Genomic DNA, 25,061 nt, shown 5'->3' on the forward strand with positions numbered 1-25,061 from the left:
CAGCTGGATTGTGTATGAAGTCAGCAGATGGAGCGATGTCCCGGCCGCGGCGGTGCGAACTAGGTTGCGTGTCGGTTCCGCCCACCGACAGGAGCAGCCGATGAGCAGAAAGTCCATGATCAGCGCCTCTCTAGCAGTGTTGGGGGTGGTGGTGGGGAGTGCCGCGCTGCCTACCGCAACGGCCACGGCCGCGGCGCCGATTCCGGTGCAGGTGCTGAGCCTGACCGACTTGCACGGCTACCTGTCCGAGACCGAGAACCTGACGATCGCGGGCCCATCGGGGACGTTGCAGGTCGGCGGCGCGGCTTATCTGAAGGCACACCTGGACCAGCTACGCGCCGGGAAGCCGAACAGCTTCCTGATCGGAGCGGGCGACCAGTTCAGCGGCTGGCCGGACTACACGCAGGCCTTCGCGAACGAGCCGACGATCGAGGTGCTGAACGCGTTCGGCATGGACTTCGACGTGGCCGGCAACCACGAGTTCGACCGGGAGTTCCCCTTCCTGCGCCGGATGCAGACCGGCGCCTGCTACGGCAAGCCGGGCTTCGACAGCTGCTTCAAGGACTCGACCGGCCGGAACTTCCACGGCACCGACTACGCCTACCACGCGGCCAACATCGTCGACCCACGGACGAAGCGGCCGGTGCTGCCGCCGTACTGGATCGCCTGGGCGGGGTCGCAACGGATCGGCTTCATCGGGCTCGGGTTCCCGGGGACGCCAACCGAGACGCTGTCGATCGACGGGTCCGGGTTCGAGTTCCAGGGCGTCGTCGACGCGGCGAACCGGGCGGCGGCCGAGCTGAAGGCCCAGGGTGTGAACGCGATCGTGGTCAGCATGCATGAGGGCGGTCAGCAGGGCGGTCTGTACGACGAGTGCAAGAACCCGGCCGGACCGATCTTCGACGCCGCTCGAGCGATGTCACCCGATATCGACGTGATCCTCGGCGGCCACTGGCACACCGCGTTGAACTGCATGATCCCGGACCCGAACGGCGTACCGCGTCCGGTGCTGGAGGCAAGCAACCACGGCCGCGTACTCGGCGAGGTGAACCTGTCCCTCGATCCGAAGACGGGTGACGTGATCCGGCCCGCGACCACGGCGACCAACCACGCGGTCACGAAGGATCTGACGCCCGACCCGAAGATCCAGAAGATCGTCAAGTACTGGATGGACAAGTGGACAGCCCGGCAGGCGGAGCCGCTCGCGAAGCTCGACCGCGACCTCGACTTCGCGACGACCACCGAGAGCCGCACCGGCAACCTGGTCGCGGACCTCTACCGGTCGCAGGCGGCGGCCGACTTCGCGCTGGTCCCGGCCGACCTGGGCGTCGACGTGATCGCCGCCGGCCTGCAGGCAGGCACCGTGACGTACGGCGAGGCCTGGCCGGTCGTCGGGATCTCACCGATCACTACCCTGGCGATGAAGGGTTCGGCGATCGAGGCGGCGCTCGAGCAGCAATGGATCCCACCGGCGTACGGCTGTCAACGGCTGTCCTCGCTCGCAACCTCGGCCAACGTCCACTACAGCTACGACCTCGGCAAGGCTGTGGGCGATCGCGTCGATCCTGCGCAGGTGCTGATCAACGGCAGGCCGCTGCAGCTCGACCAGACGTACAACGTCGCTACTAGTGCGGCGATGCCGTTGCACGGAGCGCAGTACGGCTATCCGGCCTTCCAGGACTACAGCAAGCTCACCCGGGCGCCGAAGATGGGCCAAGAGGTGTTCCTGAACTACCTGCGGACGCATCCGTCGCTCAAGGCTCCCGCGCTCGGCCGGGTGACCGCGATCCCGGGTACGCCGCCGCCCGTCGACGGGCCGTTCGGTCCGCTGAATCTCCTGCCACAGAAGGAGATGACGGCCACCGCCACCAGCCAGGGCTCATCCGCGTACACCGCTACGGCAGCCATCGACGGGAACTGCTCGACCATGTGGCACTCGAACTGGAGCCCGCACGCACCGCTGCCGCAGTACATCACGCTCGATCTCAAGACGCCGCGAGCGATCGAGGCACTCGTCTACACCCCACGCCAGGACGCCGCGGTCCCGAACGGCCGGATCTCGTCGTACGACGTCCAGGTCAGCAGCGACGGTGTCACCTTCACCTCGGCCGCCACAGGCACCTGGGACGGGACCGTCGACGCCAAGATCGCACGCCTCCCAGCGGGTACGACGGCACGCTACGTGCGACTCGTCGGTCTGGCCGGCGGCGCGGACTACGCGGCGGCGACCGAGCTCAATATAGCTCTAGCTCCGGGTTCCTGACCGCGCTGCGATGGCTGCTCGGGGACATCCCGAACCGGCGGCCGAACTGCCGGCTGAAGTAGTGCGGCGACTCGAACCCGACCGCGCGGGCGATCTGCGCGACCGACATATCCGTCGCCCCGAGCAGCTCGGTCGCCCGCTGCAGCCGCAGCGCCACGACCACGTTCATGATCGAGTCGCCCACCTGCTCCTTGAACAGGTGGGCGAGCCGGGACACCGAGATCTGCGCCAGCCCGGCGAGTGACGACAAGGTGTGCGGCCGCGCGGGATCGGCGGTGATCGCGTCGAGGACCAGCTGAACCCGGGCGTCGAGGTGCTGCGTGTTCCGCCGGAGGCTGGCGAGGGCGGTCAGCAGCACCTCCTCGATCCCGTTCATGGTCAGCTCGACCGCAACGCTCTTCTCCAGCAGGTGGAGCTCGGTGTCACCGGTCGGCGAGAGCCCGGCCCGTTGCGCGTCGCGGTGCAACCGGCCGAACGCCGACACCACCCGGTCCGTCTCCGACGATCTCGCCAGTCGTACGTACGACAGGCCGGGCATTGCCTGCGGCAACGACAACCACGCGTGCCACTCGCGTCGCGGCTGGAAGTGCGCCCACCAGGACTCCCAGTACGTCCCGACGGTGCCGTAGTCGTGCTCGGTGCCAGGGCTGACCAGGACGAGATCGCCATGGCCGAGGGTCAGCTTGTCCCCGCCGATCTGGAACTGACCGGTGCCGGCGGCGGTGTAGAGCAGGTACCAGCTGCCCACGCCAGCCGGGCGGACGACCCGATAGTCGCCGCCGCTGTGGAAGTGCCCGGTGACCAGCTTGCTCGGCGGCGGGATCTCGCTGTAGAGCTCGATCAGGATCTGGGTAGCAAGATCGTGCTCAGAGTCAGCAGGCTCCGTCATGGTCTCCCCTTCGCAGACGGCCCAAGATTACCTCCACAGCAGCAAGATTCTGCACACTCAGCGAATCGAGGGTCCCGTGGGCTTCAGCACCGTCACCGAGCTCGGGTACGACGACAGCACCCTGGTCTTCGAGCACGGTTGGCAGTCGTGGAGCCCGAGTGGCTGGTACCGGCTGGGTGCGAGTCCGCCCCGGCCGACCGCCCCGAACCACCACGTGATGGCCTACCGCCCGGGCATGACGGCCGGCCGGTTCCAGGGCGAGGGACTGCTCGCGGTTGCGACCGGCGGCGAGGTCACCGTGTTCGGCGCGACCACCCCCGACGCGGTCCCGTCGATCCGGTGCGAACTCCGTGACGACCGGCTGGTCATCACGGCCGACGGCGACATCGCGGTGACCACGAGCACCCAGGCCAACCCGAACCAGGCTCTCGCCGACTGGGCCGACACCTTCGCGGCCGGTGCGCCGGAGGTGCGGGTGTTCGGGCCGTCGTGGTGTAGTTGGTACGCGTACTGGGGCAAGGTCACCGAGCGGGACGTAATGACCGACGTCCGGCAGTTCGACCAGCACGACCTGAGCGTTGACCTGGTTCTGCTCGACGAGGGGTACCAGGCGGAGATCGGCGATTGGCTGACGCCACGCTCAGACTTCGGATCGACCGTACGACTGGCCTCCGACATCCGTTCGAGCGGCCGGCGGGCCGGGATCTGGGTGGCACCGTTCCTGGTCGGCAGCAAGAGCGAGACCGCTCGCCGGCACCCCGAGTGGCTCGTCCCGGGAATCACCGCGGGCGCCAACTGGGGCCAGGAGCAACTGGTCCTGGACGTCACGCACCCAGGCGCCGCGCGACACCTGCAGGACGTGTTCACCGAGCTGTGCCGGCAGGGCTACGACCACTTCAAGCTGGACTTCGTGTACGCCGGCGCGATCGACGGGCCGCGACACGAGCAGCTCGACGGCATCGCGGCGTACCGGCACGGGATGCGGCTGCTGCGTGACGCCGTCGGGCCGAACCGGATCCTGCACGGCTGCGGCGCCCCGATCCTGCCGAGTCTCGGGCTGGTCGACTGCATGCGCATCTCCCCCGACACCGATCCGCTGGTCGAGCCACCATCCGGTGACATCAGTCAGCCGGGTCAGCGGGGCGCGCGGTCGACCTCGGTGGCGCGGGAGTTCTTGCATGGCCGGTGGTGGGCGAACGACTCCGACTGCCTGATCGTGCGGCCCGACGTCCAGGCCCGCGAACTGTGGGCCGACCACATCGAGACCGGACCCGGGTTGCGGATGTCCAGCGACCCGATCGCCGAGCTGGACCGCTGGGGCCTGGACCGCACTCGGGAGCTGCTCACCCCGAGCTCGCCGCGGCCGCATCCGCTCAAGGATCCCGATGCTTAGGCCGGCGCCCCGGCGTACCCGTCGACCCGGCGCACACCGGCAGACGCTGGCGGCGTACACGCTGTTGGCGCCGAGCCTGGTCGGCGTCCTCGGCTTCCTGCTCGCTCCGGTGCTGATCGTGATCGTGGTCAGCCTGTTCGACTGGAAGTTGCTGTCGACACCGGAGTTCGTTGGCCTGGCCAACTACCGCAAGCTGGTCGGCGACGGCGACGTCTGGCACTCGCTTCTGGTGACCTTGTACTACGTCCTGATCTGCGTGCCGGGGACGACGATCCTGTCGCTGCTGCTGGCGTTGCTGGTCGACCGCAAGCTCCGCTGGATGAAGTACTTCCGGGCCTTACTGGTGATCCCGTGGATGGCCACGCCGGTCGCCCTCGGCCTGGTCTGGACCTGGATCTTCGACCCGGCCCGCGGCGCCCTCAACCAGTTCCTCGGGCTCTTCGGGATCGACGGTCCGGCCTGGCTCTCGTCGTCGCTGCTGGCGATGCCGAGCGTCGCCGCGGTGCACATCTGGCAGTTCGCCGGCTACAACATGCTGTTCTTCCTGGCCGGCCTGCAGAACATCCCCCAGTCGTTGCGGGAGGCCTCGTCCCTCGACGGCGCGTCCCCGGTCAAGCACTTCTTCGCGATCACGCTCCCGCTGCTGCGGCCGACGATGCTGTTCGTGCTGATCACCAACGTGATCGGCTCGTTCCAGGCCTTCGACACGATCTTCGTGATGACCGAGGGCGGACCCGGTGACAGCACCGAGGTGGCGACGTACCTGATCTACGACGAGGCGTTCCGCAAGTTCGACTTCGGCTACGCCTCGACGATCTCGGTGCTGCTGTTCGCGGTGGTGCTGATCGCCACGATCTCCCAGTTCGTGTACTTCGAGCGCCGTACGACCTACGAGGTGTCCGCATGAAACTGCGCCTCTTCACGTACGCCGTCCTGGTGGCCGGCTGCGTGTTCGCGATCTTCCCGTACTTCCTGTCCGTGCTCACCGCGTTCAAGGGCCCAGGGCAACTGTCGGAGACGCTGCCGTGGGAGCCGGGGCTACCGCCGAGCGTGGCCGCGTTCGACCGGCTGTTCGCGTCCGGGTTCGGCGGTTATCTGATGAACACAGTGCTCGTCACGGCCGGGATCACCGCCGGGCAGGTGGTGTTCGCGATCCTGGCGGCGTACGCGTTCGCACGGTTGTCGTTCCCCGGCCGGGACGCCTTGTTCTGGGTCTACCTGTCCACGCTGATGGTGCCGCCGGTGGTCACGATGATCCCGCTCTACCTGATGATGCAGAAGCTCGGGCTGGTCGACACCTGGGCCGGGCTGATGCTGCCGACGATGCTCGGAACGCCGTACGCGATCTTCCTGCTCCGGCAGTTCTTCCGCAGCATCCCGTCCGACCTCGAGGACGCGGCCCGGATCGACGGGGCCGGCCGGTTCCGCACGCTGCTCTCAATCGTGCTGCCGCTGTCGAAACCGATCCTCGTCACCGTCACCACGCTGGCCGTGGTCGCCAACTGGAACAGCTTCCTCTGGCCGCTGATCATCACCAGCAGCGAGGACAAACGGCTGCTCTCGGTCGGCATCGCCTTGTTCAAGAGCGAGATCGGCGTCGACTACAACGCCGTGATGGCCGGCAGCCTGGTCGCGCTGGTGCCGCTGCTGGTGCTCTTCATCGTCTTCCAGCGCTTCATCGTCCGCTCGGTCGCGGTCACCGGGCTCAAGTAACTTCGGAGGATCTGATGTCTCGAAACCTTTCCCGGCGGACGTTCCTGATCGGTGCCGGCAGTGTGCTCGCGCTGGCCGGCTGCGGCTCGTCGAACGACAACGCCTCGAGTGGCGGAGGCAAGGTCGAACTGGTGTACCGGCTGTGGGACGAGCAGCAGGAGGTCGGCTACAAGGCCGTGTTCGCCGCGTTCACCGCCGAGAACCCGGACATCACCGTCCGGATGGAGGTGCTGCCCTGGGACCAGTACTGGACCAAGCTGACCACCGAGTTGGCGAGCGGCAAGGCGCCGGACGTGTTCTGGCTGACCGTCGACTACTTCCCGGACTTCGCGAGCAAGGGCGTCCTCGCGCCACTCGACGACCTGATCTCGAAGGCGGGCCTGAAACTCGACTCGTACCACCCGAACGTCGTGCAGTCGTACAAGTTCGAGGACAAGCAACTGGGGATGCCGAAGGACATGGGCATCGTCGGGCTGCTGTACAACAAGAACCTGTTCGCGAAGGCCGGGGTCACGATGCCGGCCGAGCTGACCTGGGCACCGGACGGCTCGGGCAGCTTCCTCGAGGTGGCCCGCAAACTGACCGTCGGTGGCAAGCAGTGGGGCTTCTGCTCCTGGAACCACAGCCAGACCCAGTGGCTGAACTGGATCGCCTCGAACGGCGGCCACGCGATGGACAAGCCGTACGGCACCTTCGACTTCGCCGACCAGAAGGCGGTCGAGGGCCTGCAGTTCGCGCGCGACCTGGTCTTCAAGTGGAAGGTGTCGCCGGACGGCACCCGGACGAACCCACCGACCGGGCAGGCGACCGAGATGTTCTACCGCGGCGAGGTCGCGATGTTCCCGGCGAACAACGCGCTGCTGCCGTTCGCGCTGCCGGAGGTGAAGTTCCCGATCGGAGTGGCGGCGATGCCGGCCGGACCGGCCGGGCGCACGGTGGTGATCAACGGGCTCGCCGAGACGATGTTCGCCAAGACCAAGCACCCGGACGAGGCCGGCAAGCTGGTCGCGTTCCTCGGTTCGGAGAAGGCGCAGCGGCTGATGGGCGACGCGGGCTACATCATCCCGGCGCTGAACGACGCCGGTGCCGGGTACGAGGCGTTCTGGAAGAAGAAGGATATCGACGTCCAGCCGTTCCTCGACTCGGCCGCCGGCAGCACCGTGAACCTGCCGATCGCCGAAGGCTGGACCGCGAAGTCCCCCGAGATCAACAAGGCCGTGAACGACCTGTACCTGAACAAGGTCGACGTCGCGTCGATCGCCACCACCATGGACAAAATCGGGAATGACAAATGAAAGAGCTGACTGACTCGTCCGGGGTGCTTGGCGATGTGGCTGTGCTGCGGTCGCGGCTGGCTGGGGACGGGTACCTGTTCTTCCGGGGGCTGTTGCCGGCTGACGTGGTTGGCGAAGTGCGGGAGCGGCTTGCGCGGATTCTGTATGACAGCAACTGGCTTGCGCCTGGTAGCGAGGCCGCGGAGTTGATTGCGTCGGAGCGGGCTGTCGAGGAGGGATCGGCTGGGTTCTTCGGGGCTTACACCGCGATTCAGAGCACGGAGGCGTTCCACCAACTGGCCGTGCGGCCCGAGCTGCTCAGCCTGACAAGTCGGCTGCTGGGTGAGGAGGCGTTCGCCCACCCGGCGCACATCTGCCGGATCGCGCCGCCGTCGCCGGGGGCCAACCCGACTCCGATCCATCAGGACTACCGGTTCATCCAGGGGTGCATCGACACGCTGACCACCTGGCTGCCGCTCAGTGCGGCGCCGCCGGAGATCGGTGGCCTGCGGGTGTTCGCCGGCTCACCGCGGCTCGGCGTACTGCCGGTCAAGGCGTCCGACGGGCCGGGGATGATGCGGGCCGAGGCGGACGAGAACCATCCGGAATGGCGGACGACGTCGTACCAGCCCGGCGACGTGCTGCTGTTCGGGAGCCTCACCGTGCACGGCGCGATGCCGAACCGCACCAAGCAGCTGCGGTTGTCGGCGGACTTCCGCTACCAGGCCGTCAGCGCGCCGATGGCCCGCGACGCGCTCGGCACCGGCAAGCCGCACTACCACCCCGACGTTCCCGACTTCCCGACCCTCACCCGCGGCTGGACCTCGACCAACTGCATCGAGATCCCAGCCGGGGTGAACTTCGTCGACCGCTGGGACCCGCGAGTGGACGACGTACCGACGCCGCCCTCGCGGTTCGCCTCTGTCTAGATCGCGGACCGCCGGCACTCACCAACCTGTCGTTGCCGGCCGCGGACGCGCCTACGCACGCCTGGCGGGACGTGATCAGCCGAGGTTGGTGAGTGCCGGAGGTCCGGGCGACTAGAGGAGTACGACGACCTTGCCCTTTGCGTGGCCGGATTCGCTGAGTTCCTGGGCCTTGGCGGCGTCGGCCAGGGCGAAGGTTTCGGCGACGCGGACCTCCAGGGTGCCGTCGGCAGCGGCCTGGAGCTGGTTGGTCAGGGCGGAGGCGATCGCCTCCGGGCCGGCGGTGCTGCCCATGGAGGCGGCCACACCGAGCTCGGCGGCGCCGAAGTCGGCGATCGTGACGATCCGGTCGGTGCCGCCGCGGAGCTCGATCGACTCCTTCAGCCCGCCCTGGCCGGCGGTGTCGAAGACCGCGTCGACGCCCTGCGGCGCGACCTCGCGGACCCGGTCGACCAGGCCGTCGCCGTACTCGACCGGAACCGCGCCGATGGACCGGAGGAACTCGTGGTTCGCGGGCGACGCCGTACCGACAACCGTCGCTCCGGCGGCCTTGGCGAGTTGCACCGCGATCGAGCCGACCGCACCCGCGGCACCGTGGATCAGGACGGTCTCGCCGCCTTTCACACCCAGCTGATCGAGCACTCGCTGAGCCGTCTCACCAGCGACCGGCAGTCCGACGGCCTGCTCCCAGCTCAGTCCGGCGGGCTTGCGGGCGACGTTGCCGACGATCGCGTGTTCGGCGTACGAGCCGGTTGCGGACCAGCCGACCACCTCGTCACCGATCGCGAACTCCACACCCTCGCCGGCCTCGTCGACCACGCCGGCGACCTCCATCCCCGGCGTGGCCGGGAACGTCACGTCGATGAACCCCTTGGTCCAGCCGCGGCGGATCTTGAAGTCGATCGGGTTCACCCCGGCCGCGCGGACGCGGACCCGCACCTGCCCGGGACCGGCGTGCGGCCCGGCCACTTCCTCGGTCCGCAGCACCTCGGGACCGCCGAACTCGGTGAATACCACCGCTTGCATGCGCTGCCTCCGTCGATTGGTTGTCGCTTTAATCAAATGCTGCCGGGTGCACGGGCAGTCCCGACTGGCCGAACGGATGGTTGTCCACCGTCCGAAAGGCTGGCTCGGGTGGACGCATCAACCGACGTACGCTGAAGGCATGGAGACGGCAGACGAGGTGCTGGCCGCTGCGGCGCAGATCATCGACGGGCCGACCGCGGAGCTCCTCGAACGACTCTCAGCGGCCACGGCCGAGCTGATCCCGCACCGCGCGGTCGCCCAGCTCGCGTCCCAGTGCGCCTCCACCCCGGTCACGGCGTACGGCGAGCCGGCTCTGGCGAAGGCCATCACGGGCGCCGACCTGGCCGGGCTGCTCGGCACCGTCACCGCCGGTCACGCGTGGCAAGGCGTCGTACCGATCGCCGGCTCGAAGCACCCGGTGCTGGCGGTCGCGAGCGACCGGGCGCCGCGCGGATCTGTGGTCGTCTTCATCCGGTACGACGAGACGCCGTCGGACGCGGCCACGACACTCCAGGCGTTGTGGGACCTGGTCACGGCGCACATGTACCGGCTCACGCTCGAACGGGAACCTGGTGCACTGGCGCAGAACCGGGCGGTGGCCGAGGCGCGCGCCGACCTCGCCGCCGAACTCGGTGAAGCCCATGCGGCGACGCTCGCCACGCTCCTCGGCGTACTGCGCAACCAGCGGATCGACGACGCCTCGGCCCGATCGATGGCGGTGGAACTGGCCTTGAACGGGCTCGCCGAGCTCCGGACCGACACCCAGCGGGACCGGGTGTGCAGCGGCGAGGAGCCGGCCGGCAAGGCTTTCGAGCGGCTCGCCGACTCGCTGCGCGCCCTGCTCCGGCACGGTCCGGTGGAACTCGAGCTGGATGCCCCCGGCAACGATCGGCTGATCCCCGGCGGCGTCGCGCACCGGGCCCGGGTCGCCGTCCGGTCCGTGGTCCTCGCGATGCTCACCCAGGACCGCGTACGGCGGATCCGCGTGGGCTGGCGGTGGACCGATGCGGACCTCCACGCCACCGTCCGCGACGACGGCCCCGGCCGGCTCGAGGACGTCCTGGACCTGGGCCAACTGGCCGAACGCCTCCGCCTGCACGACGACGACCTGGACCTGGACGCCGTCCCCGGCTGGGGCCTGACCGCCAGGATCACCCTGCACGCCCACGAGACACCCCAGCCGATCACCTCGGCCCCACTGACCGCCCTGGGCACCCGCGAACTCGAGGTCCTCGAACGCATCGCCCAAGGTCAGCGCAACCGCTCCATCGCCGACGACCTGCACATCAGCGAATCCACCGTGAAGTTCCACGTAGCCAACATCCTCACCAAACTAGACGTCACCACGAGAACCCAGGCAGCCGCCCTCTACCACGCAACAGCGGTCTGACAGTCCCTGAGCGGTCAGTATCACCGGCGATACTTTCACCGGTGATACCAATCTCAGGACTCTTCCAGCCGGGGGAAGAGGGCTTCGCCCTTGGTCAGGACTGAGCCTGCGGGGAGTTGGCCCCAGGTGCCGGTGTCCTGGATGCGCTGGTCGGCCAGCGCACCCAGCTTCGCTTCGGCGCCGAGCAGGCCCCACAGCTTGGCGGCGGTTTTGGGCATGGTCGGGTTGTGGAGTACGGCGACCGCCCGCAACGCCTCCGCGGAGCTGTAGAGGATGGTGGCCAGGCGGTCCCGCTGGGATTCGTCCTTGGCGACCTTCCAGGGCTCCTGCTCGGTGACGTAGCCGTTGATCGCGCCGACCAGGTCGTTGATCGCGGCGAGCGCGTCCTGGAAGGCGAGCGTGTCGATCGCCTTGTCCGCGGTTGCCACCGTCTGGGCGAGCTTGTCGGCGAGCGCCTGCTCGGCCGGTCCGTGGTCGATCGGCTCCGGCAGCGCACCGTCGAAGTACTTGTTGACCATCGCCGCGATCCGGCTGGCCAGGTTGCCCAGGCCGTTGGCGAGCTCGGAGGTGTAGACCGCGCTCAGGTGCTCCCAGGAGAACGAGCCGTCCGACCCGAACTGGATCGTGCGCAGGAAGTAGTACCGGAACGCGTCCGAGCCGAAGTGGTCGGTGATCTCGTGCGGCGGGATCGCGGTCAGCTTCGACTTGCTCATCTTCTCGCCGCCGACCAGCAGCCAGCCGTGCGCGAAGACCTGCTTCGGTACGGCGACCTCCGCGGCCATCAGCATCGCCGGCCAGATCACCGCGTGGAACCGAAGGATGTCCTTGCCGACCAGGTGCACGTCGACCGGCCACAGCTCCTCGAACCGCTCCGGGTCGGTGCCGTAGCCCGCGGCCGTCACGTAGTTGAGCAGCGCGTCGATCCAGACGTAGAGGACGTGGTCCTCGTCCCACGGGACCGGGATGCCCCAGTCGAAGGTCGACCGGGTGATCGACAGGTCCTGCAGACCCTGCTTGACGAACGCGATCACCTCGTTGCGGGCGCTGGCCGGGGCGACGAAGTCGGGCTGCGATTCGTACAGCTCCAGCAGCTTGTCGGCGTACGCCGAGAGCCGGAAGAAGTAGTTCGTCTCCGAGACCGTCTCCAGCTCGGTGCCGTGGATCATGCACCGCTGCGTGCCGTCCTCGTCGGTGCGGATGTCCGCGGGGAGCTTGAACTCCTCGCAGCCGACGCAGTACAGGCCCTCGTACTCGCCCTTGTAGACGTCGCCCTTGTCGTACAGCGTCTGCCAGAACTCGCGGACCCGCTCGGTGTGCCGCTGCTCGGTGGTCCGGATGAAGTCGTCGTACGCGATGTCGACGTCGACCCAGGCCGGCTTCCAGGACTCCTCGACCAGCTTGTCCGTCCAGGCCTGCGGAGACATGCCCTGCGCCTCCGCGCTGCGCATCACCTTCTCGCCGTGCTCGTCGGTACCGGTCAGGTACCACTTGCGCTCGCCCCGCTGGGCGTGCCAACGGGTCAGGACGTCCCCGGCCACCGTCGTGTAGGCGCTGCCGATGTGCGGCGGAGCCGTGACGTAGTAGATCGGGGTGGTGACGTAATAGGCCTTCTCGAACATGCGTAAAGGGTAATGCCCCGCGTCAGCCCGATTTCCGCGCGGCCAGGACGGCGTCGTACACCGTTCGTTTCGGGACGTTGAAGCGCTTGGCGACGTCGGCGATCGCCTGCTTACGCGCAGTGCCCGCCTCCTCGTCGGTGGCGACCTCGGCGGCCAGCTCCTCCGGCGTGAGGATCTTGTGGGGGTCCGCACCGGCCACCACGACGGTGATCTCACCGCGTACGCCGTCCTTGGACCAGGTCACCAGGTCGGCCACCGGGCCGCGTTTGACCTCTTCGTACGTCTTGGTGAGCTCGCGGCAGACCGCCGTACGACGCTCTGCACCGAAGGCCTCGCTCATCGCCTCGAGGGACGCGGTCAGCCGGTGCGGTGCCTCGAAGAACACCATCGTCCGCGGCTCGTCCGCGAGGTCCGCCAACCGCCGCGCCCGCTCCCCCGGCTTCCGCGGCAAGAACCCCTCGAACGTGAACCGATCCACCGGCAGCCCGCTCAGCGCCAGCGCGGTCAGCACCGCAGACGGCCCCGGAACGGCCGTGATGTCCACACCAGCCTCGATCGCCGCGGCCACCAGCCGATACCCGGGATCCGAAACGCTCGGCATCCCGGCGTCCGTCACCACCACCACGGTCTGCCCCTCGGTCAGCGCTTGAAGCAGCTCCGGAGTCCGCTCCCGCTCATTCCCCTCGAAATAACTGACCACCCGCCCGCTCAACGTCACCGCCAGCTCGGACGTCAACCGCCGCAACCGCCGCGTATCCTCCGCGGCCACCACATCAGCCTCAGCCAGCACCCGCCCCAACCGCGCCGAAGCATCCGTAACATCCCCAATAGGACTCCCCGCCAACACCAATCGCCCGGTCACCGGGCCATCATCCCAGCCGCCTGGAACCCACGCGGGGAGGCGGTGGTACCGGGGCGTCCGTACGATGGCGGGCGTGGCTGCTGTGATCGAGGATGGGACTGCGCGGCGGAGCGACGCTGCCGAGGGGCAGGAGACGCTCGGGCGCGACGTGCTCGGGAGACGGCTGCCGCCGTTGAAGGAGCGGTTGTACCCGCCGATGCCGCGGGACTTCGACGGCGGGTGGATCGCGACCCTGGCGATCACCGCGATGGCCGCGATCCTGCGGTTCTGGAACCTCGGCAACCCGGTGAAGTTCGTCTTCGACGAGACGTACTACGCCAAGGACGCGTTCAGCCTGCTCAAGTTCGGGTACGCGCGGCAGTTCATCGACCAGCCCGAGGGAGCCGCCGACAAGGCGATCCTGGCCGGCAACCTGGACGTCTTCAAGGACACCCCGAGCCTGACCGTGCACCCCGAGGTCGGCAAGTGGATGATCGCCGCCGGTGAGCAGCTGTTCGGGATGAACACGTTCGGCTGGCGGTTCATGCCGGCCCTGTTCGGCACCCTGACCGTGCTGCTGGTGATCCGGACGGTACGGCGGATGGCCCGCTCGACCCTGATCGGCGCCATCGCGGGTCTGCTGCTGGCCGTCGACGGCCTGCACTTCGTGATGTCCCGGGTCGCGCTGCTCGACATCTTCCTGGCGTTCTGGATCGTCGCCGCGGTCTCCTGCCTGATCGCCGACCGGGACTGGACCCGCCGCAGGCACGCCGACTCCCTCGATACCCCGGTCCCTGACGGCGCCCGCCGTACCATCGGCCGCTGGCTGCTGATCCGGCCCTGGCGGATCCTGGCCGGGATCTGCTTCGGCCTCGCGTGCGGCACCAAGTGGTCCGCGATCTGGGTTCTGGCCGGCTTCGGCATCCTGGCCTTCGCCTGGGACCTGGGCGCCCGGCGCGCGCTCGGCGTCCGGTTCGCGTTCATCAAGTCGGCGCTGGTCGACGGCCTCCCGGCGTTCTTCAGCATCGTCCTGGTCGCGCTCATCACGTACCTCGCGACCTGGACCGGCTGGCTGCTGCACGACAACGCCTACGACCACGACTACGCGTCCAAGAACCCGGCGCACGGCGTGATGAAGGTGGTCCCGGACGATTTCCGGTCACTGCTGCACTACCACCAGGAAGTGCTCGCCTTCCACACCGGCGACTACATCAAGCACGCCACCCACCCGTACGCCTCGAACCCGGCCGGCTGGCCGATCATCGCGCGTCCGATCGGGTTCGACGCGGTCAACGACATCAAGGCCGGTACGCCGGGCTGCAACCCGCCGGCCGGGACGAACTGCCTGTCGGTGATCTCCGCTCTCGGTACGCCGATCCTGTGGTGGGGCGGAGCTCTCGCGCTGATCTCGGCCCTGGTGCTGTGGATAGGTACGCGCGATTGGAGATTCGGCGTACCCATCGTCGGCTACATCACCTGCTGGGTGCCGTGGTTCGCGTTCGACGACCGGCCGATCTTCTTCTTCTACGCCGTGACGATGATCCCGTTCACGGTGATGGCGCTCGCCCTCGTGCTTGGCAAGATCCTCGGCCCGGCCCGGGCAGCACTGGGTGCGGCGACACCACGAAGACTGATCGGCAGCGCGGTCGTCGGCGCCTTCGTCGTCCTCGTGGTGCTGAACTTCGCCTACATCTGGCCGGTCCTGACCGACAAGGTCCTCCCCCACCCCGACTGGCTCAGCCGAATGTGGTTCAAGTCCTGGATCTAGGTCATCGGGACGCGTAGTCGATCGTCCCGAACGGCCAGAGATCGGCCAGCCAGGTACTGACGGCTTCGTACAGATCCACGTCCACCTCGGCCCGGTCGGCGCTGACCCACGAACGAACATCGGTGACGTGCTCGTCCTTGCGCGACGGGTAGATGTACACGCAACCGATCACCTCGCCGCTGCCGGTCTCGAGCACGGTGTAGGTGAATCCTCGGCGCTGGGCGAAATCGTCCGCGTGACGCTGCAGGTCGCCCAGGTTCGCCTCGGTGCTCATGCCGTCGACCGGCGGCCAGCTGCCCTGGAAGCCAGGGGTCGCGCGAATGTGCTCGATGCTGCTGGTCCACGCGGCGTAGTCGGCAGCGTTGTGCTCCGGGCCGAGCGGCTCCAGCCGGAACCGCGGCGTGACGAGCTCGGTGGGGACGACGAAGTCAGCTGGGACGAACGACTGATCGGGCATGGCGGCAGGCTACGAGCCGGCCCGCCGGACCGCATCCGAATTGCTCAGTGACCGCCGAGCTGGTGGTGGCCTTTGCCCTTGTGCTTCTTGCCGTGGCGCTTGGCGGATGACTGGCCGCCGACGCCGCCGAACAAGGCCAAGCCTTTCACCACGACGACGGGCGCGTTCGGGTCCGGGTCCTCGCTGCCGCGGGCCGCGAAACCGCCGAAGATACCGACGCCCTCGTTGCGCACGCTGACGCCCTCCGGGACGGTGATATCGATCCCGCCGAACACCGCGAACGCCCAGATCGTCACCTCGCGGCCCTCGAAGACCGCGTCGGTCATGTCGAGATCGTGCCCGCCGAACACCGCGACCGCGTTGGTCCGGCGCTTCACCCGCCAGCGGCCCTTCCGCTCGCCGCCGCCGAAGATCGCCAGCATGGTGTCGAAGCTCTCCGCCGGATTGGCCGGTTCCTCGATCGGGACCGGGCTGTTCGACGCCACCGGCACCGGCACCGCGACCGGCTGCGGGCCCTGACCCGGTACGACGAGGTCGCGAGTGATCGGCTCGAGCTCGCCCAGGGTCCGTGCCTGCAGCGTCTGGTCCAGGCGCTCGGCGTGCTCGTCCTGCGACAACCGCCCCGACATCAGCGCATCCCGCAGTACGTCGACAACCTGGTCGCGATCGGTGTCGGAGGCCCGCAGGTGCGCGTGCGGGTGCGGGCGGTCGGGCAGGTTTTCCATAAGACCAAACGATATATCGAAGACGGCTCGGGGAGGACCCTGATCAAGCCCGGATCAACCCCTCACCGCAGCGGCTGCCGTCACCCGATCGCGGGCGGGCCGAACGCGGAGTGCGAGGAGGATCGCGATCACAGTGATCGAGGCGAAGGTGAGTGAGGTGCCCGGGTAGCCGCCGAGGCCGAGTCCGAGTCCGCCGAGTGCGGCGCCGAGGAAGGTGCCCAGGCTCATACCGGCTGCGTTGACGCTGAGGGCCGAGCCGCGGAGGTCCCCGCTGCGCCGTACCAGCAGGGTCGTGACGCAGGCGGCGACGGTCGCGTGGCTGACGCCCATCAGGGCGGTGAGGAGCAGGGTGAGCGGCAGGGTCGGGGAGAAGTAGAAGGTTGCGACGCCGATGAGGGCGAGGCCCAGCCCGGCGAGCAGCATCTTCTCCGGGCTGATCCACGGGCGTTCGAGGGCGATGTAGCGGCCGGCCAGCAGGTTGCCGAGGAAGAACGAGGCACCGCTCAGCGACCAGATCAGGGCGAACCATCCCGGGGCGAGGTCGAACTTGTCGTCGTAGAAGGCGGCGAGGTAGGCGAGGTAGCCCATGAATGCTGCCGTCCGGAGCATCGCGACCGCGAGCAGCGGGAGGGCGCCGGGGACGCGGGCCAGTGCGCGGTAGGTGGCGAGGTAGCTCATCCGTTGGCCTTGGGCTGCGAGTGGCGCCCTGCGTCCGCGACCGCGCCAGAAGAAGGCGGCCGACAAGGCGAGCGAGATCGCCGAGGCGGCGAGCAGGTTTCCACGCCAGCCCCAGATCAGCCCTGGTACGGCGAGCACCGGTGCCGCGAGCATCGCCATCGCGGAGGTCGTCGCCGACACCAACGTCGCCGCGCGCCCAGCAGCCGCCGGTGACCTGAACCGGTCCGCCGCAGCCGCCCCGATCGACGGTGCCAGGATCGAGGTCGACGCTCCGATCAGCAAGCAGAACGCGGCCAGCGCAAATACGTTGCCCACGGCACCAAGCGCGGCCGAAACCCCCAGCAACGCCAACCCGCCCGCAGCTACCAACTCCCGCGCCAGCCGATCGATCAACGGCGCCAAGGAGAATCCGACGATCAACGCCGCCAACCCACCCAGCCCCCGCAGCCCGCCGATCTCCGCCACGCTCCCACCCGCCGCCCCCGCGATCGGCACGAGATACATCCCGAACACCGTGAACGGAATCAAACTCACCGCCGAAGCCACCAAGAACGGCCACAACCGCCGCGCCATCCGCCAATCCCCAGGCACAGAAGACGAGCCGGCTCTCAGCACGGCAGCCGGAGCCGGGACGGCTGTGGAGTCTTCGTTGCGCGGGCTCATGTGTTCTTCCTGGAGTGGTAGCGGTAGAGGCTCGTGGGGCGGGAGCTGAATTGGGAGAAGGGGAAAGGTTCGGCGGAGAGCGCGGTGAGGCCGGAGCCGAGGAAGGCGCGGGCGATGGCGCTTCCGGTTTGAGCATAGACGGCCAAGAGCTTCGATTGCTCACGGCAACGAGTTACGAGTGTGTCGAAAGTGCCGTTGGACAACGTCATTCCGGTGGCTACGACCGCGTCGGCCGCGTCGATGACCTGGGTCATGTCGCGGGAGACCGGGAGTCCGGAGGCGGTCTCGTGGAGGTTGAAGTCGCAGGGGAGGCAGATTCCGCCGCGGGCGGTGATCGCGTCGACGAGGGGGTTCACCACGCCGATCAACGCGACCTTGGTGCCCTCGGCAACATCCAGGAGTCCCGCGACCGCCGCGTCACGGGCGCGGGCGCGGACGTCCGGCGTACCGGCGGGGAGGACGATCTCCTCGGCGGCCGGCGATCCGTGATGCGGTTCGACGGTGGCCAGGTAGGCGTCCAGAGCCGCAATGCGTACCGGCAGTGGGTCGTCGGACTGCAGTACGTCGGCGAGGGTGCGACCGGAGGTGTCTGCGCAGTACGACGGGTCGAGCTCGCCGGACTCGAAGGAGCAGGCGCCGAAGACCTCGCCGACGCGGAGCAGCACGTAGTAGTTCCGGTAGGTGACGTCCGCACCCGGCAGCCGGGTGGTGTGGTGGAGCCAGAACGCACTGGTGACATCCAAGTCGGCCGGCGAAGGACCAAGGGAGCCGGAGAGAACTGATGCAACGAGCTCGTCGACGGATGCGGGAGTGGTCATGGTAGATCGGCCAGCCTTTCGGGGCGTACGGCAGGGCGGATAACTTGAACCCGTCGCGCGCCTGAGCTTAATGCGACGGAGTCGCAGATGGGAACTCCTCGTGCCGGGCCCAGGCCGACTCCCGCCGGTCCCATGACATCGCCGACCACGGCACCGCGAGCTGGTCCAGGGAGTCGATCTCGCGCGGCCGCATCGAGTCCATCGGCCGCGCCTCGGCATGTCGCGCAAAGGCCGACTCGACGTACCGCGTCCCGGTGTCGGCGGCGAGAAAGACATGCGTCCGGCTGCTGTCACAGTTGTGCTCCCACAACGCCGACAGGTACGCCGCTCCCGCCGACAGCCCGGCGAAGACACCCGAGGTCCGCAGCAGGTCCACCGCGGCCGACATCGCATAGTCGAACGAGACCCAGTGCAACCGGTCGTACAACTCGTGCCGGACGTTGCGGAACTCGATCGAGCTCCCGATCCCCGCAATGATCATGTCCGGATCCTGAGTGTGCCCGGCCCCGAACGTGATGCTGCCGAACGGCTGCACGCCGACCAGGTTCACGTCGCGCCCACGCTCGCGCAGGTCCGCCGCGATCGCGCCGGTCGACGCCCCGGTCCCGACCCCACCGACCAGGCACAGCGGCCCGGCCGGCACCACCTCGGCGACGAGCTCGGCGACCGCGCCGTACCCGAGGTAGTGGATGTCGTCGTGGTACTGCTGCATCCAGTGGTAAGTCGGGTTGTCGCGGAGGATCTCGCCGATCCGCCGGACCCGGAGGTTCTGGTCGAGCTGCAGGTTGTTCGACGACGGCACCTGCTCGACCGTCGCACCGAGGATCTCGAGCTGGATCTTCAGCGTCCGGTCGACCGTGGTCGAGCCGACGATGTGGCACTTCATCCCGTACCGGTGGCAGGCCAGCGCCAGCGCGTGCGCGTAGATCCCGCTCGAGCTGTCGATCAGCGTGTCCCCGGGCCGGACCGCGCCGGTCTCCAGCAGGTGGCGGACAGCGCCCAAAGCAGAATGGACCTTCATCGTTTCGAACCGCAAGCAGATCAGGTGGTCGCCGACCCGGATCGGATTCGGGTCCTTGATCGCCTCCGCCAAGTGGTCGTGCAGTCGCGTCATCGGCGCGGTTCGCTCCTCAGATCGGGAATGAGCACGGGCGGAGAATCTTGGTGACCCAGGTGGGCGGCCCTCACCAGCCGCCGGGTCAGGTCGTGGTGCGGGTCGGTCATCACGGCCGTCGGTGGTCCTTGCTCGACCACCCGGCCGCCGTCGATCACCAGGACCTGGTCCGCGACGGCCGCGACCAGCCCGAGGTCGTGGCCGATCCAGATCAGCGCCGTACCGCGGTCCTTGAGCTCGGTCAGCAGCTCGACGACGAGCGCCGTACCGTGGTCGTCGAGAGCCGTGGTGATCTCGTCGCAGATCAGTACGTCGGGATGCGCGAGGACTGCCCGGGCCAGGGCCGCGCGCTGCAGCTCGCCACCGGACAGGCGGCTCGGCGGACGGGCCGCGGTGATCGCGGAGACGCCGAGGCGGGCCAGGGTGGCGACGGCCTCGGCGTGAGCCTGACCAGGCTCGAGACCACGCAGACGCTGGGCGGTGCGGGCGACCTGCCGATCGACCGGGCGGCGTTCGTCGAACGAGCCACGGACCTCCTGCCAGACGTACTGGATCCGGCGATGCTGTTCACGCGAACGCTTGCGGAGGACCGGCAGCGGTTCGTCGTCCAGCAGCACGCGGCCGGTGAAGCGCTCGTGCAGGCCGGCCAGGCAGCGTGCGAGCGTGGTCTTACCGCTGCCGGACCGCCCGACGACGCCGAGGCAGATGCCGGCGCGGACTGTTAGGCCGACTTCGTGCAGGACGAGATCCCGGCCGCGGGGCCGCAGCGACGCTGACAGGTTCATTGCCTGAAGCAACGGTTGCCCGGGCGCCTTGGTTCCCGCCGCGGCGAGCTCCGGTGCGGCGGGGAGTACGTCGGTACCGCCCGAGGCGATCACCCGGCCGGCCGACAGCACCACGACGCGAGCGGCGAGTGCGCGGACGAGGTCGAGATCGTGACTCAGCAACAAGATCCCCAGCCCACCCGCGGCCAGCTCTCGCAGTTCGGTCACCAGCTGCAGCCGGGTGATCGAGTCCAGTCCGGTACTCGGCTCATCAAGCACCAGTACCTTCGGCCGACACGTCAACGCCTGGGCCAACGCGACCCGTTGCCGCTGCCCACCCGAAAACTGATGCGGAAACCGCCGCAACGTCCTCCCGTCCAGCTGGGCAGCCCGCAGAGCCTCCCGCACGACCCCGTCGTCCGCCGGATGATGCAGCCGGGCCAACTCCCGCAACGTCACCCCGATCCGCCGCGCCGGATTGAGCGCGCTCCCCGGATGCTGAGGCATGTAGGCCACCACCCTCCCGCGAACCCGAGCCGCCGCCGCGGTCGGTCCGTTGCCGTCGACAACCACCTCGCCGTCGACGTCGGCGTACCCGTCGAGCTGGACGCCATCGCCGTGCTCTCCCAGCAGGGCCAGGGCCGACGTCGTCTTCCCCGACCCGGAGGCCCCGACCAGAGCGGTCACCTCCCCCGCGGCAACGTCAAAGGAAATGTCATCCACCAACACCGCTGTCCCCGCGGTGGCCGCGAGCCCGCGGACACTGACCAGCGGGCTCATCGGGTCGCCTCCACCAGACGCCGGGAACGATGGACCAGCCGATCTGCCAGCAGGTTGAAGCCCAGCGTGAACGAGACCAGCAGAAGCGCCGGAGCCAGCACGGACCACGGCTGCAACAACAAGCCCTCCCGGTTGCGGGAGACACTCACCGCCCAGTCCGGTGCGGTAGGACTCAAGCCGAGGCCGAGGAAGTTGACCGAAGCCACCAGGAAGACCGCCAGCGTGATCCGGGTGCCGACATCGGCGGCCACCGGACCGAGGACCGAGCGACCGATGTAACCGACGTGAATCGCGAACCAGGACTCGCGTTGCATCCGCAGTGCCTCGACGACCGGCGACGACGCTGCGTCGAGAGCGGCGGCGCGGACCAACCGGGCGACAGTCGGAACGTTGACCATGGCAACGGCCACCGTGATCGCGAACGCCGACGCACGCCACCCGACCGCGACCACGCTGATCACCAGCAACGACGGCAACGGCAGGAGTACGTCGAGCGGCCGGATGAGCACCTCGTCCAGCCAGCGATGCCGAGTGGACGCCGCGACCAGCCCGATCAGTCCACCCACGAGGTACGCGATCAGCACCGCACCGATCGCCATCCCCAACGCTGTCCGGCCACCGACCAACAGCAACCCCAGTACGTCTCGCCCGAGCCCATCCGTCCCCAGGAACCCGTCAGCCGCATACGGCAACCCCGGCTTGCGATCCAGCCGAACGAGCGGCCCGAAGACGGCAACGACGAGCGGCACCGCCACCAGCGCTGCCGACACCACGAGCGGCACCCGGCCCCTCATCGCAGCAGCTCCGTCCGCGGCACCAACCGATTGCAGACCAGGTCGGCCCCGAGGTTGATCACCAACGCTCCAACGGCGAGCACCAACGTCAACCCCTGCACCACCGGCACGTCCCGCGTCTCGACTCCATCCACCAACGCGGTGGCAAACCCAGGAATCGCGAAGATCGCCTCGACCACGAGGACCCCGCCCAGCAACGTGTCCCCGGTCCGCGCCAGCTCCTGCACCCCAGGAACCGCCGCGTTCGGCAACACGTGCCGCAGCAGCAACTGCCGCCGCGGGATCCCGAGCCGTCGAGCCTGTACGACGTACTCCGCCTGAAGGGCTGTGATCGTCCCGGCCCGGACCTGCCGTGACAGCAGACAGACCGTCCGCCCGAGCAGCACCGCAACCGGCAGCACCAGCAGCGCGGGCGACGCGAGCAGATCACCACCGATCCACGTGGCCGGCAACCAACCCAACTTGAGAGCGAAGACCGCCACCAACACCACCGCGATCACGAAGTCCGGGATCGCCGAGAGCGCCAGCGTCACCGACGTGATCGCCCGATCCAGCCGACCGTTCTCCCGCGTCCCCATCACGATGCCCAAGGCGACCGCCAGCGGCACGACCACGGCCAGGGTCGCCAGTGTCAGCACCAACGTCGCGACGACCGAGTTGCGGACGATGTCGACCACGGGCCCACCGCTGATCAGCGACGTACCCAGCTCGCCCGTCAGCACGTTGCCGAACCAGTGCCCGAACCGTTCCAGCGCCGGCTGATCGAGTCCCAACTGCACACGCATCCGATCGACCTGCTCCGGCGTCAGCGTCTCGGTGAAGCGCAGGTCCGCCGCATCCCCCGGCAGCAGTGACGTCAGCGTGAACACGAGCACCGACAGCACAGCCAACTGGATGACAGCGAGAAGTGCCCGCTGCGCGGCGTACGACCGCATTCAGGCCAGCCACACCTTGTCGAACCGCCCGGAGTCCAGCGTGTTCGGCGGGACAGCCTGGACGCCCTGCACCTTCGCCGCCACCGCGACCAGATAGTCGGGCAGTCCCCACGCGATGATGCCGCCGTCGTCCCGCAGCGTCTTCTGCAGTTCGCCGTACGCCGCCGAGCGGGCGGCCTGGTCCGCGAGCACCTGCGCGGCCGCGAAGCCGGCGTCGAACGCCGCCCGTCGCCAGTGCGTGACGTTGAACGGCGACTTGCTCAGCAGCCGATCGGTGATGTACTGCGGGATCGGCATCGCACCCGACCGATGGTTGCCGATGACACCCTTCGTCAGCAGGTCCTTGGCGTACGTCTGCGGACTGCCGGTGGTCACCTTCAAGCGAACCCCCGCCTCCGCGACCTGCTCCGCGAACAGCGTCGCCGCCTCGACGAACCCGGCCGACGCATCCGCGGTGAAGAGCTCGATCTCCTTCCGCACCAGCCCGGCCTTGGTCAGCAGTGACCTGGCCTGCTCGACGTCGCGCTCCCGCTGCGGCAGCTCGGCCGGGTAGTACTGATACCCCTTGCCGAACAGGTCGTTGCCCACCGCACCGCGCCCCGCGAGGACGACGTCGACCAGCCGCTGCCGGTCCGCGAGCAGCTTGAACGCCATCCGTACGTCGGGATTGTCGAACGGCGCCTGGTCGACCTTCATCACGAACGCCTGCATCGTGCTGGCCTCCGCGGCGACGATCCGCACCGTCTTCCCGGCCTCCGCGGTCCGCGCGAAGGTCGCGGTCATGTCATTCGCATACTCCGCCTGTCCACCCAGTACGGCGTTCGCCCGGGCCTCGGCGTCGGCCGACAAGACGTGCAGCTCCTCGATCCGCGCCGGCTCGTCCCAGTACTCGTCGTACCGGCTCGCCACCATCGACCGGCCGGCGTCGAAGGAGACGAAGCGGAAGGCGCCCGTACCGATCGCCTTGGTCGGATCTTTGAAGCCTTCCCGGACGATCTGCGTGCCGATCCCGGCCAGCAGCGCCGCGAACTCCGCGTTCGGCGCGGACAGCGCGAGCTCGACCGTCTGCGCATCGATCGCCCTGGAGCGCTTCAGGTCCAGGGTCGCCAGCGACGACTGCGCGACCCGCTCGGGCGCGGTCGGATCGGCGATCCGGGCGAGGCTGTACAGCACGTCCTCGGCCGTGAGCCTCGCGCCGTCGTGGAAGCTCGCATCCCGCAGTGTGAACCGCCAGGTCGTCGCCTGCGCGTCGTGTTCCCACTTGGTCGCGAGCCGCGGCACCGGCTTCAGGTCGGGTCCGAGCTCGACGAGCTTCTCGTACATCGCCTTGTGCCGCGCGATGTCCACGAACAGGCTCTGGACGTGCGGATCCAGCACCTCCTTCGCCCCGCCACCGGCGTACACCGCACGCAGCCGGCCACCCTGCTTCGGCTGCGCCGCGGGCTGGCCGTCGGCACCGCAACCGGTCAGTGCGGCGACGCCGAGCGCGCCGGCCAAGCCTAGGAATCCACGCCTGTTCAGAGCATCGGACATCCGCATTTTCCTTCACGGTGAGGTCGCCACGGGGCCACGAATCCTGCCGATAATGAAAACCGTTGTCAAATTCAGCGCGCATCCGAACGAGACGACCTCATTCTTTCGGCCCCGCGCGCCGACTGCTCTGCGTGACGGCGTGTCACCCAGCGCCTACCCCCGAGTACCGGGAGTTACTAGTCCTCGCAGTCGGAGGGCAGGCAGGGTTCGGCGGGGATGGAGGTGGCGATGCGGTCGAGAAGACCGGCCAGCTGGGTCTGTTCCTCGGCGGTCAGGTGGTCGAAGAAGAAACTGCGGACGGCGGCGACGTGATCGGGCGCGGCGGCCTCGATCGCCTTCCGGCCGAGCGGCGTGAGTCGGACCATCGAGCCACGGGCATCCGACGTGCACTCCTCACGGCAGACCAGCCCCCGCTTCTCCATCCGGCTGACCTGGTGGGACAGCCGGCTCCGCTCCCAGCCGACCGACTTGCCCAGGTCGCGGGTGCGCAGGACGCCGTCCTCCGCGACGGACAGCGGGTGCATCAGCGCGTAGTCGGCACCGGACAAACCCGAGTTGCCGATCAGTCGCGCTTCCAAGGCGCGCATCAGGTCGCGATGCGTGTCGCGGTACGACTGCCACAGCCGGGCCTCACGCACATCCAGCCACTCAGCTTCCGCCATTCACCCATTGTACGGACATCTGTTGACATGTCATCG

22 protein-coding genes are annotated in these 25,061 nt (G+C 68.6%); 8 read left to right on the plus strand and 14 right to left on the minus strand.

The annotated features are described in order from the left end of the window. Positions 1–100 precede the first annotated feature (100 nt). Positions 101–2,263 (plus strand): discoidin domain-containing protein, encoded by a 2,163-nt coding sequence (locus tag ACZ3HV_RS31495; RefSeq protein WP_465689535.1) that lies wholly within the window; start codon positions 101–103, stop codon positions 2,261–2,263. Here ACZ3HV_RS31495 and ACZ3HV_RS31500 read toward each other — a convergent pair. Further along, on the minus strand, positions 2,235–3,152 hold the full coding sequence (locus tag ACZ3HV_RS31500) for a helix-turn-helix domain-containing protein (protein WP_465689537.1): 918 nt from the start codon (positions 3,150–3,152) through the stop codon (positions 2,235–2,237). The two genes, ACZ3HV_RS31495 and ACZ3HV_RS31500, sit on opposite strands and share 29 nt — an antisense overlap. Before the next feature lie 76 nt (positions 3,153–3,228). On the opposite strand from ACZ3HV_RS31500, the gene ACZ3HV_RS31505 reads away from it, so the two are divergent. From ACZ3HV_RS31505 to ACZ3HV_RS31525, 5 genes are read left to right on the plus strand one after another with little or no spacing between them, the layout of a single operon-like run. Then, positions 3,229–4,545, plus strand: a complete 1,317-nt coding sequence (locus ACZ3HV_RS31505; protein ID WP_465689539.1) for a glycoside hydrolase family 36 protein — start codon at positions 3,229–3,231, stop codon at positions 4,543–4,545. Next, positions 4,538–5,452, plus strand: coding sequence for a carbohydrate ABC transporter permease (locus ACZ3HV_RS31510; RefSeq protein WP_465689541.1), 915 nt, complete (start codon positions 4,538–4,540; stop codon positions 5,450–5,452). The genes ACZ3HV_RS31505 and ACZ3HV_RS31510 overlap by 8 nt, the downstream gene beginning before the upstream one ends. Next, positions 5,449–6,258, plus strand: a complete 810-nt coding sequence (locus ACZ3HV_RS31515; RefSeq protein ID WP_465689543.1) for a carbohydrate ABC transporter permease — start codon at positions 5,449–5,451, stop codon at positions 6,256–6,258. The genes ACZ3HV_RS31510 and ACZ3HV_RS31515 overlap by 4 nt, the downstream gene beginning before the upstream one ends. 14 nt (positions 6,259–6,272) lie before the next feature. Continuing rightward, positions 6,273–7,553, plus strand: a complete 1,281-nt coding sequence (locus ACZ3HV_RS31520; protein WP_465689545.1) for an ABC transporter substrate-binding protein — start codon at positions 6,273–6,275, stop codon at positions 7,551–7,553. Further along, positions 7,550–8,461 (plus strand): phytanoyl-CoA dioxygenase family protein, encoded by a 912-nt coding sequence (locus ACZ3HV_RS31525; protein ID WP_465689547.1) that lies wholly within the window; start codon positions 7,550–7,552, stop codon positions 8,459–8,461. Before ACZ3HV_RS31520 ends, ACZ3HV_RS31525 begins: the two co-directional genes overlap by 4 nt. A 111-nt stretch (positions 8,462–8,572) precedes the next feature. On the opposite strand, the gene ACZ3HV_RS31530 is transcribed toward ACZ3HV_RS31525, so the two are convergent. Then, positions 8,573–9,484: an NADP-dependent oxidoreductase gene (locus ACZ3HV_RS31530; RefSeq protein ID WP_465689549.1), complete on the minus strand. Its 912-nt coding sequence runs from the start codon at positions 9,482–9,484 to the stop codon at positions 8,573–8,575. 139 nt (positions 9,485–9,623) lie between these two features. Here ACZ3HV_RS31530 and ACZ3HV_RS31535 point away from each other — a divergent pair, with 139 nt between their 5' ends. After that, positions 9,624–10,874, plus strand: coding sequence for a LuxR C-terminal-related transcriptional regulator (locus ACZ3HV_RS31535; RefSeq protein WP_465689551.1), 1,251 nt, complete (start codon positions 9,624–9,626; stop codon positions 10,872–10,874). A gap of 53 nt (positions 10,875–10,927) precedes the next feature. Here ACZ3HV_RS31535 and metG read toward each other — a convergent pair whose 3' ends face one another. Together metG and rsmI are read right to left on the minus strand one after the other, a co-directional pair. Next, on the minus strand, positions 10,928–12,493 hold the full coding sequence (gene metG, locus ACZ3HV_RS31540) for a methionine--tRNA ligase (RefSeq protein ID WP_465689553.1): 1,566 nt from the start codon (positions 12,491–12,493) through the stop codon (positions 10,928–10,930). Positions 12,494–12,515: 22 nt separating this feature from the next. Next, positions 12,516–13,355: a 16S rRNA (cytidine(1402)-2'-O)-methyltransferase gene (gene rsmI / locus ACZ3HV_RS31545; RefSeq protein WP_465689555.1), complete on the minus strand. Its 840-nt coding sequence runs from the start codon at positions 13,353–13,355 to the stop codon at positions 12,516–12,518. A 196-nt stretch (positions 13,356–13,551) separates the two neighbouring features. Here rsmI and ACZ3HV_RS31550 point away from each other — a divergent pair, with 196 nt between their 5' ends. Continuing rightward, complete coding sequence (locus ACZ3HV_RS31550) at positions 13,552–15,102, plus strand: dolichyl-phosphate-mannose--protein mannosyltransferase (protein WP_465689810.1); 1,551 nt, start codon at positions 13,552–13,554, stop codon at positions 15,100–15,102. 1 nt (position 15,103) lies between these two features. Here the strand turns inward: ACZ3HV_RS31550 and ACZ3HV_RS31555 are convergent, their stop codons facing one another. The 10 genes from ACZ3HV_RS31555 to ACZ3HV_RS31600 all read right to left on the minus strand — a co-directional run bounded on the left by ACZ3HV_RS31555 (position 15,104) and on the right by ACZ3HV_RS31600 (position 25,025). Continuing rightward, positions 15,104–15,559 carry a GNAT family N-acetyltransferase gene (locus ACZ3HV_RS31555; RefSeq protein ID WP_465689557.1) on the minus strand — a complete coding sequence of 152 codons (456 nt, stop codon included), beginning with the start codon at positions 15,557–15,559 and terminating at the stop codon, positions 15,104–15,106. Positions 15,560–15,603: 44 nt separating this feature from the next. After that, positions 15,604–16,284, minus strand: coding sequence for a DUF1707 SHOCT-like domain-containing protein (locus ACZ3HV_RS31560; protein ID WP_465689559.1), 681 nt, complete (start codon positions 16,282–16,284; stop codon positions 15,604–15,606). Positions 16,285–16,338: 54 nt separating this feature from the next. Continuing rightward, positions 16,339–17,535: an MFS transporter gene (locus ACZ3HV_RS31565; RefSeq protein ID WP_465689561.1), complete on the minus strand. Its 1,197-nt coding sequence runs from the start codon at positions 17,533–17,535 to the stop codon at positions 16,339–16,341. An 86-nt stretch (positions 17,536–17,621) separates the two neighbouring features. Beyond that, the gene (locus ACZ3HV_RS31570) at positions 17,622–18,443 is read right to left on the minus strand and encodes a Rossmann-like domain-containing protein (protein ID WP_465689563.1); all 822 of its coding nucleotides are present in this window, start codon (positions 18,441–18,443) and stop codon (positions 17,622–17,624) included. Between the two features lie 67 nt (positions 18,444–18,510). Continuing rightward, positions 18,511–19,557 (minus strand): pyridoxal-phosphate dependent enzyme, encoded by a 1,047-nt coding sequence (locus tag ACZ3HV_RS31575; RefSeq protein ID WP_465689565.1) that lies wholly within the window; start codon positions 19,555–19,557, stop codon positions 18,511–18,513. Next, the gene (locus tag ACZ3HV_RS31580) at positions 19,554–21,101 is read right to left on the minus strand and encodes an ABC transporter ATP-binding protein (RefSeq protein WP_465689567.1); all 1,548 of its coding nucleotides are present in this window, start codon (positions 21,099–21,101) and stop codon (positions 19,554–19,556) included. Before ACZ3HV_RS31580 ends, ACZ3HV_RS31575 begins: the two co-directional genes overlap by 4 nt. Then, complete coding sequence (locus ACZ3HV_RS31585; protein WP_465689569.1) at positions 21,098–21,895, minus strand: ABC transporter permease; 798 nt, start codon at positions 21,893–21,895, stop codon at positions 21,098–21,100. Before ACZ3HV_RS31585 ends, ACZ3HV_RS31580 begins: the two co-directional genes overlap by 4 nt. Then, positions 21,892–22,830 (minus strand): ABC transporter permease, encoded by a 939-nt coding sequence (locus tag ACZ3HV_RS31590; protein WP_465689571.1) that lies wholly within the window; start codon positions 22,828–22,830, stop codon positions 21,892–21,894. The genes ACZ3HV_RS31585 and ACZ3HV_RS31590 overlap by 4 nt, the downstream gene beginning before the upstream one ends. Further along, the gene (locus tag ACZ3HV_RS31595; protein ID WP_465689573.1) at positions 22,831–24,363 is read right to left on the minus strand and encodes an ABC transporter substrate-binding protein; all 1,533 of its coding nucleotides are present in this window, start codon (positions 24,361–24,363) and stop codon (positions 22,831–22,833) included. It abuts the gene before it with no gap. A 176-nt stretch (positions 24,364–24,539) separates the two neighbouring features. Continuing rightward, positions 24,540–25,025, minus strand: a complete 486-nt coding sequence (locus ACZ3HV_RS31600; RefSeq protein WP_465689575.1) for a MarR family winged helix-turn-helix transcriptional regulator — start codon at positions 25,023–25,025, stop codon at positions 24,540–24,542. Between the last annotated feature and the right edge of the window lie 36 nt (positions 25,026–25,061).

The organism is Kribbella sp. NPDC020701, from assembly GCF_055562215.1.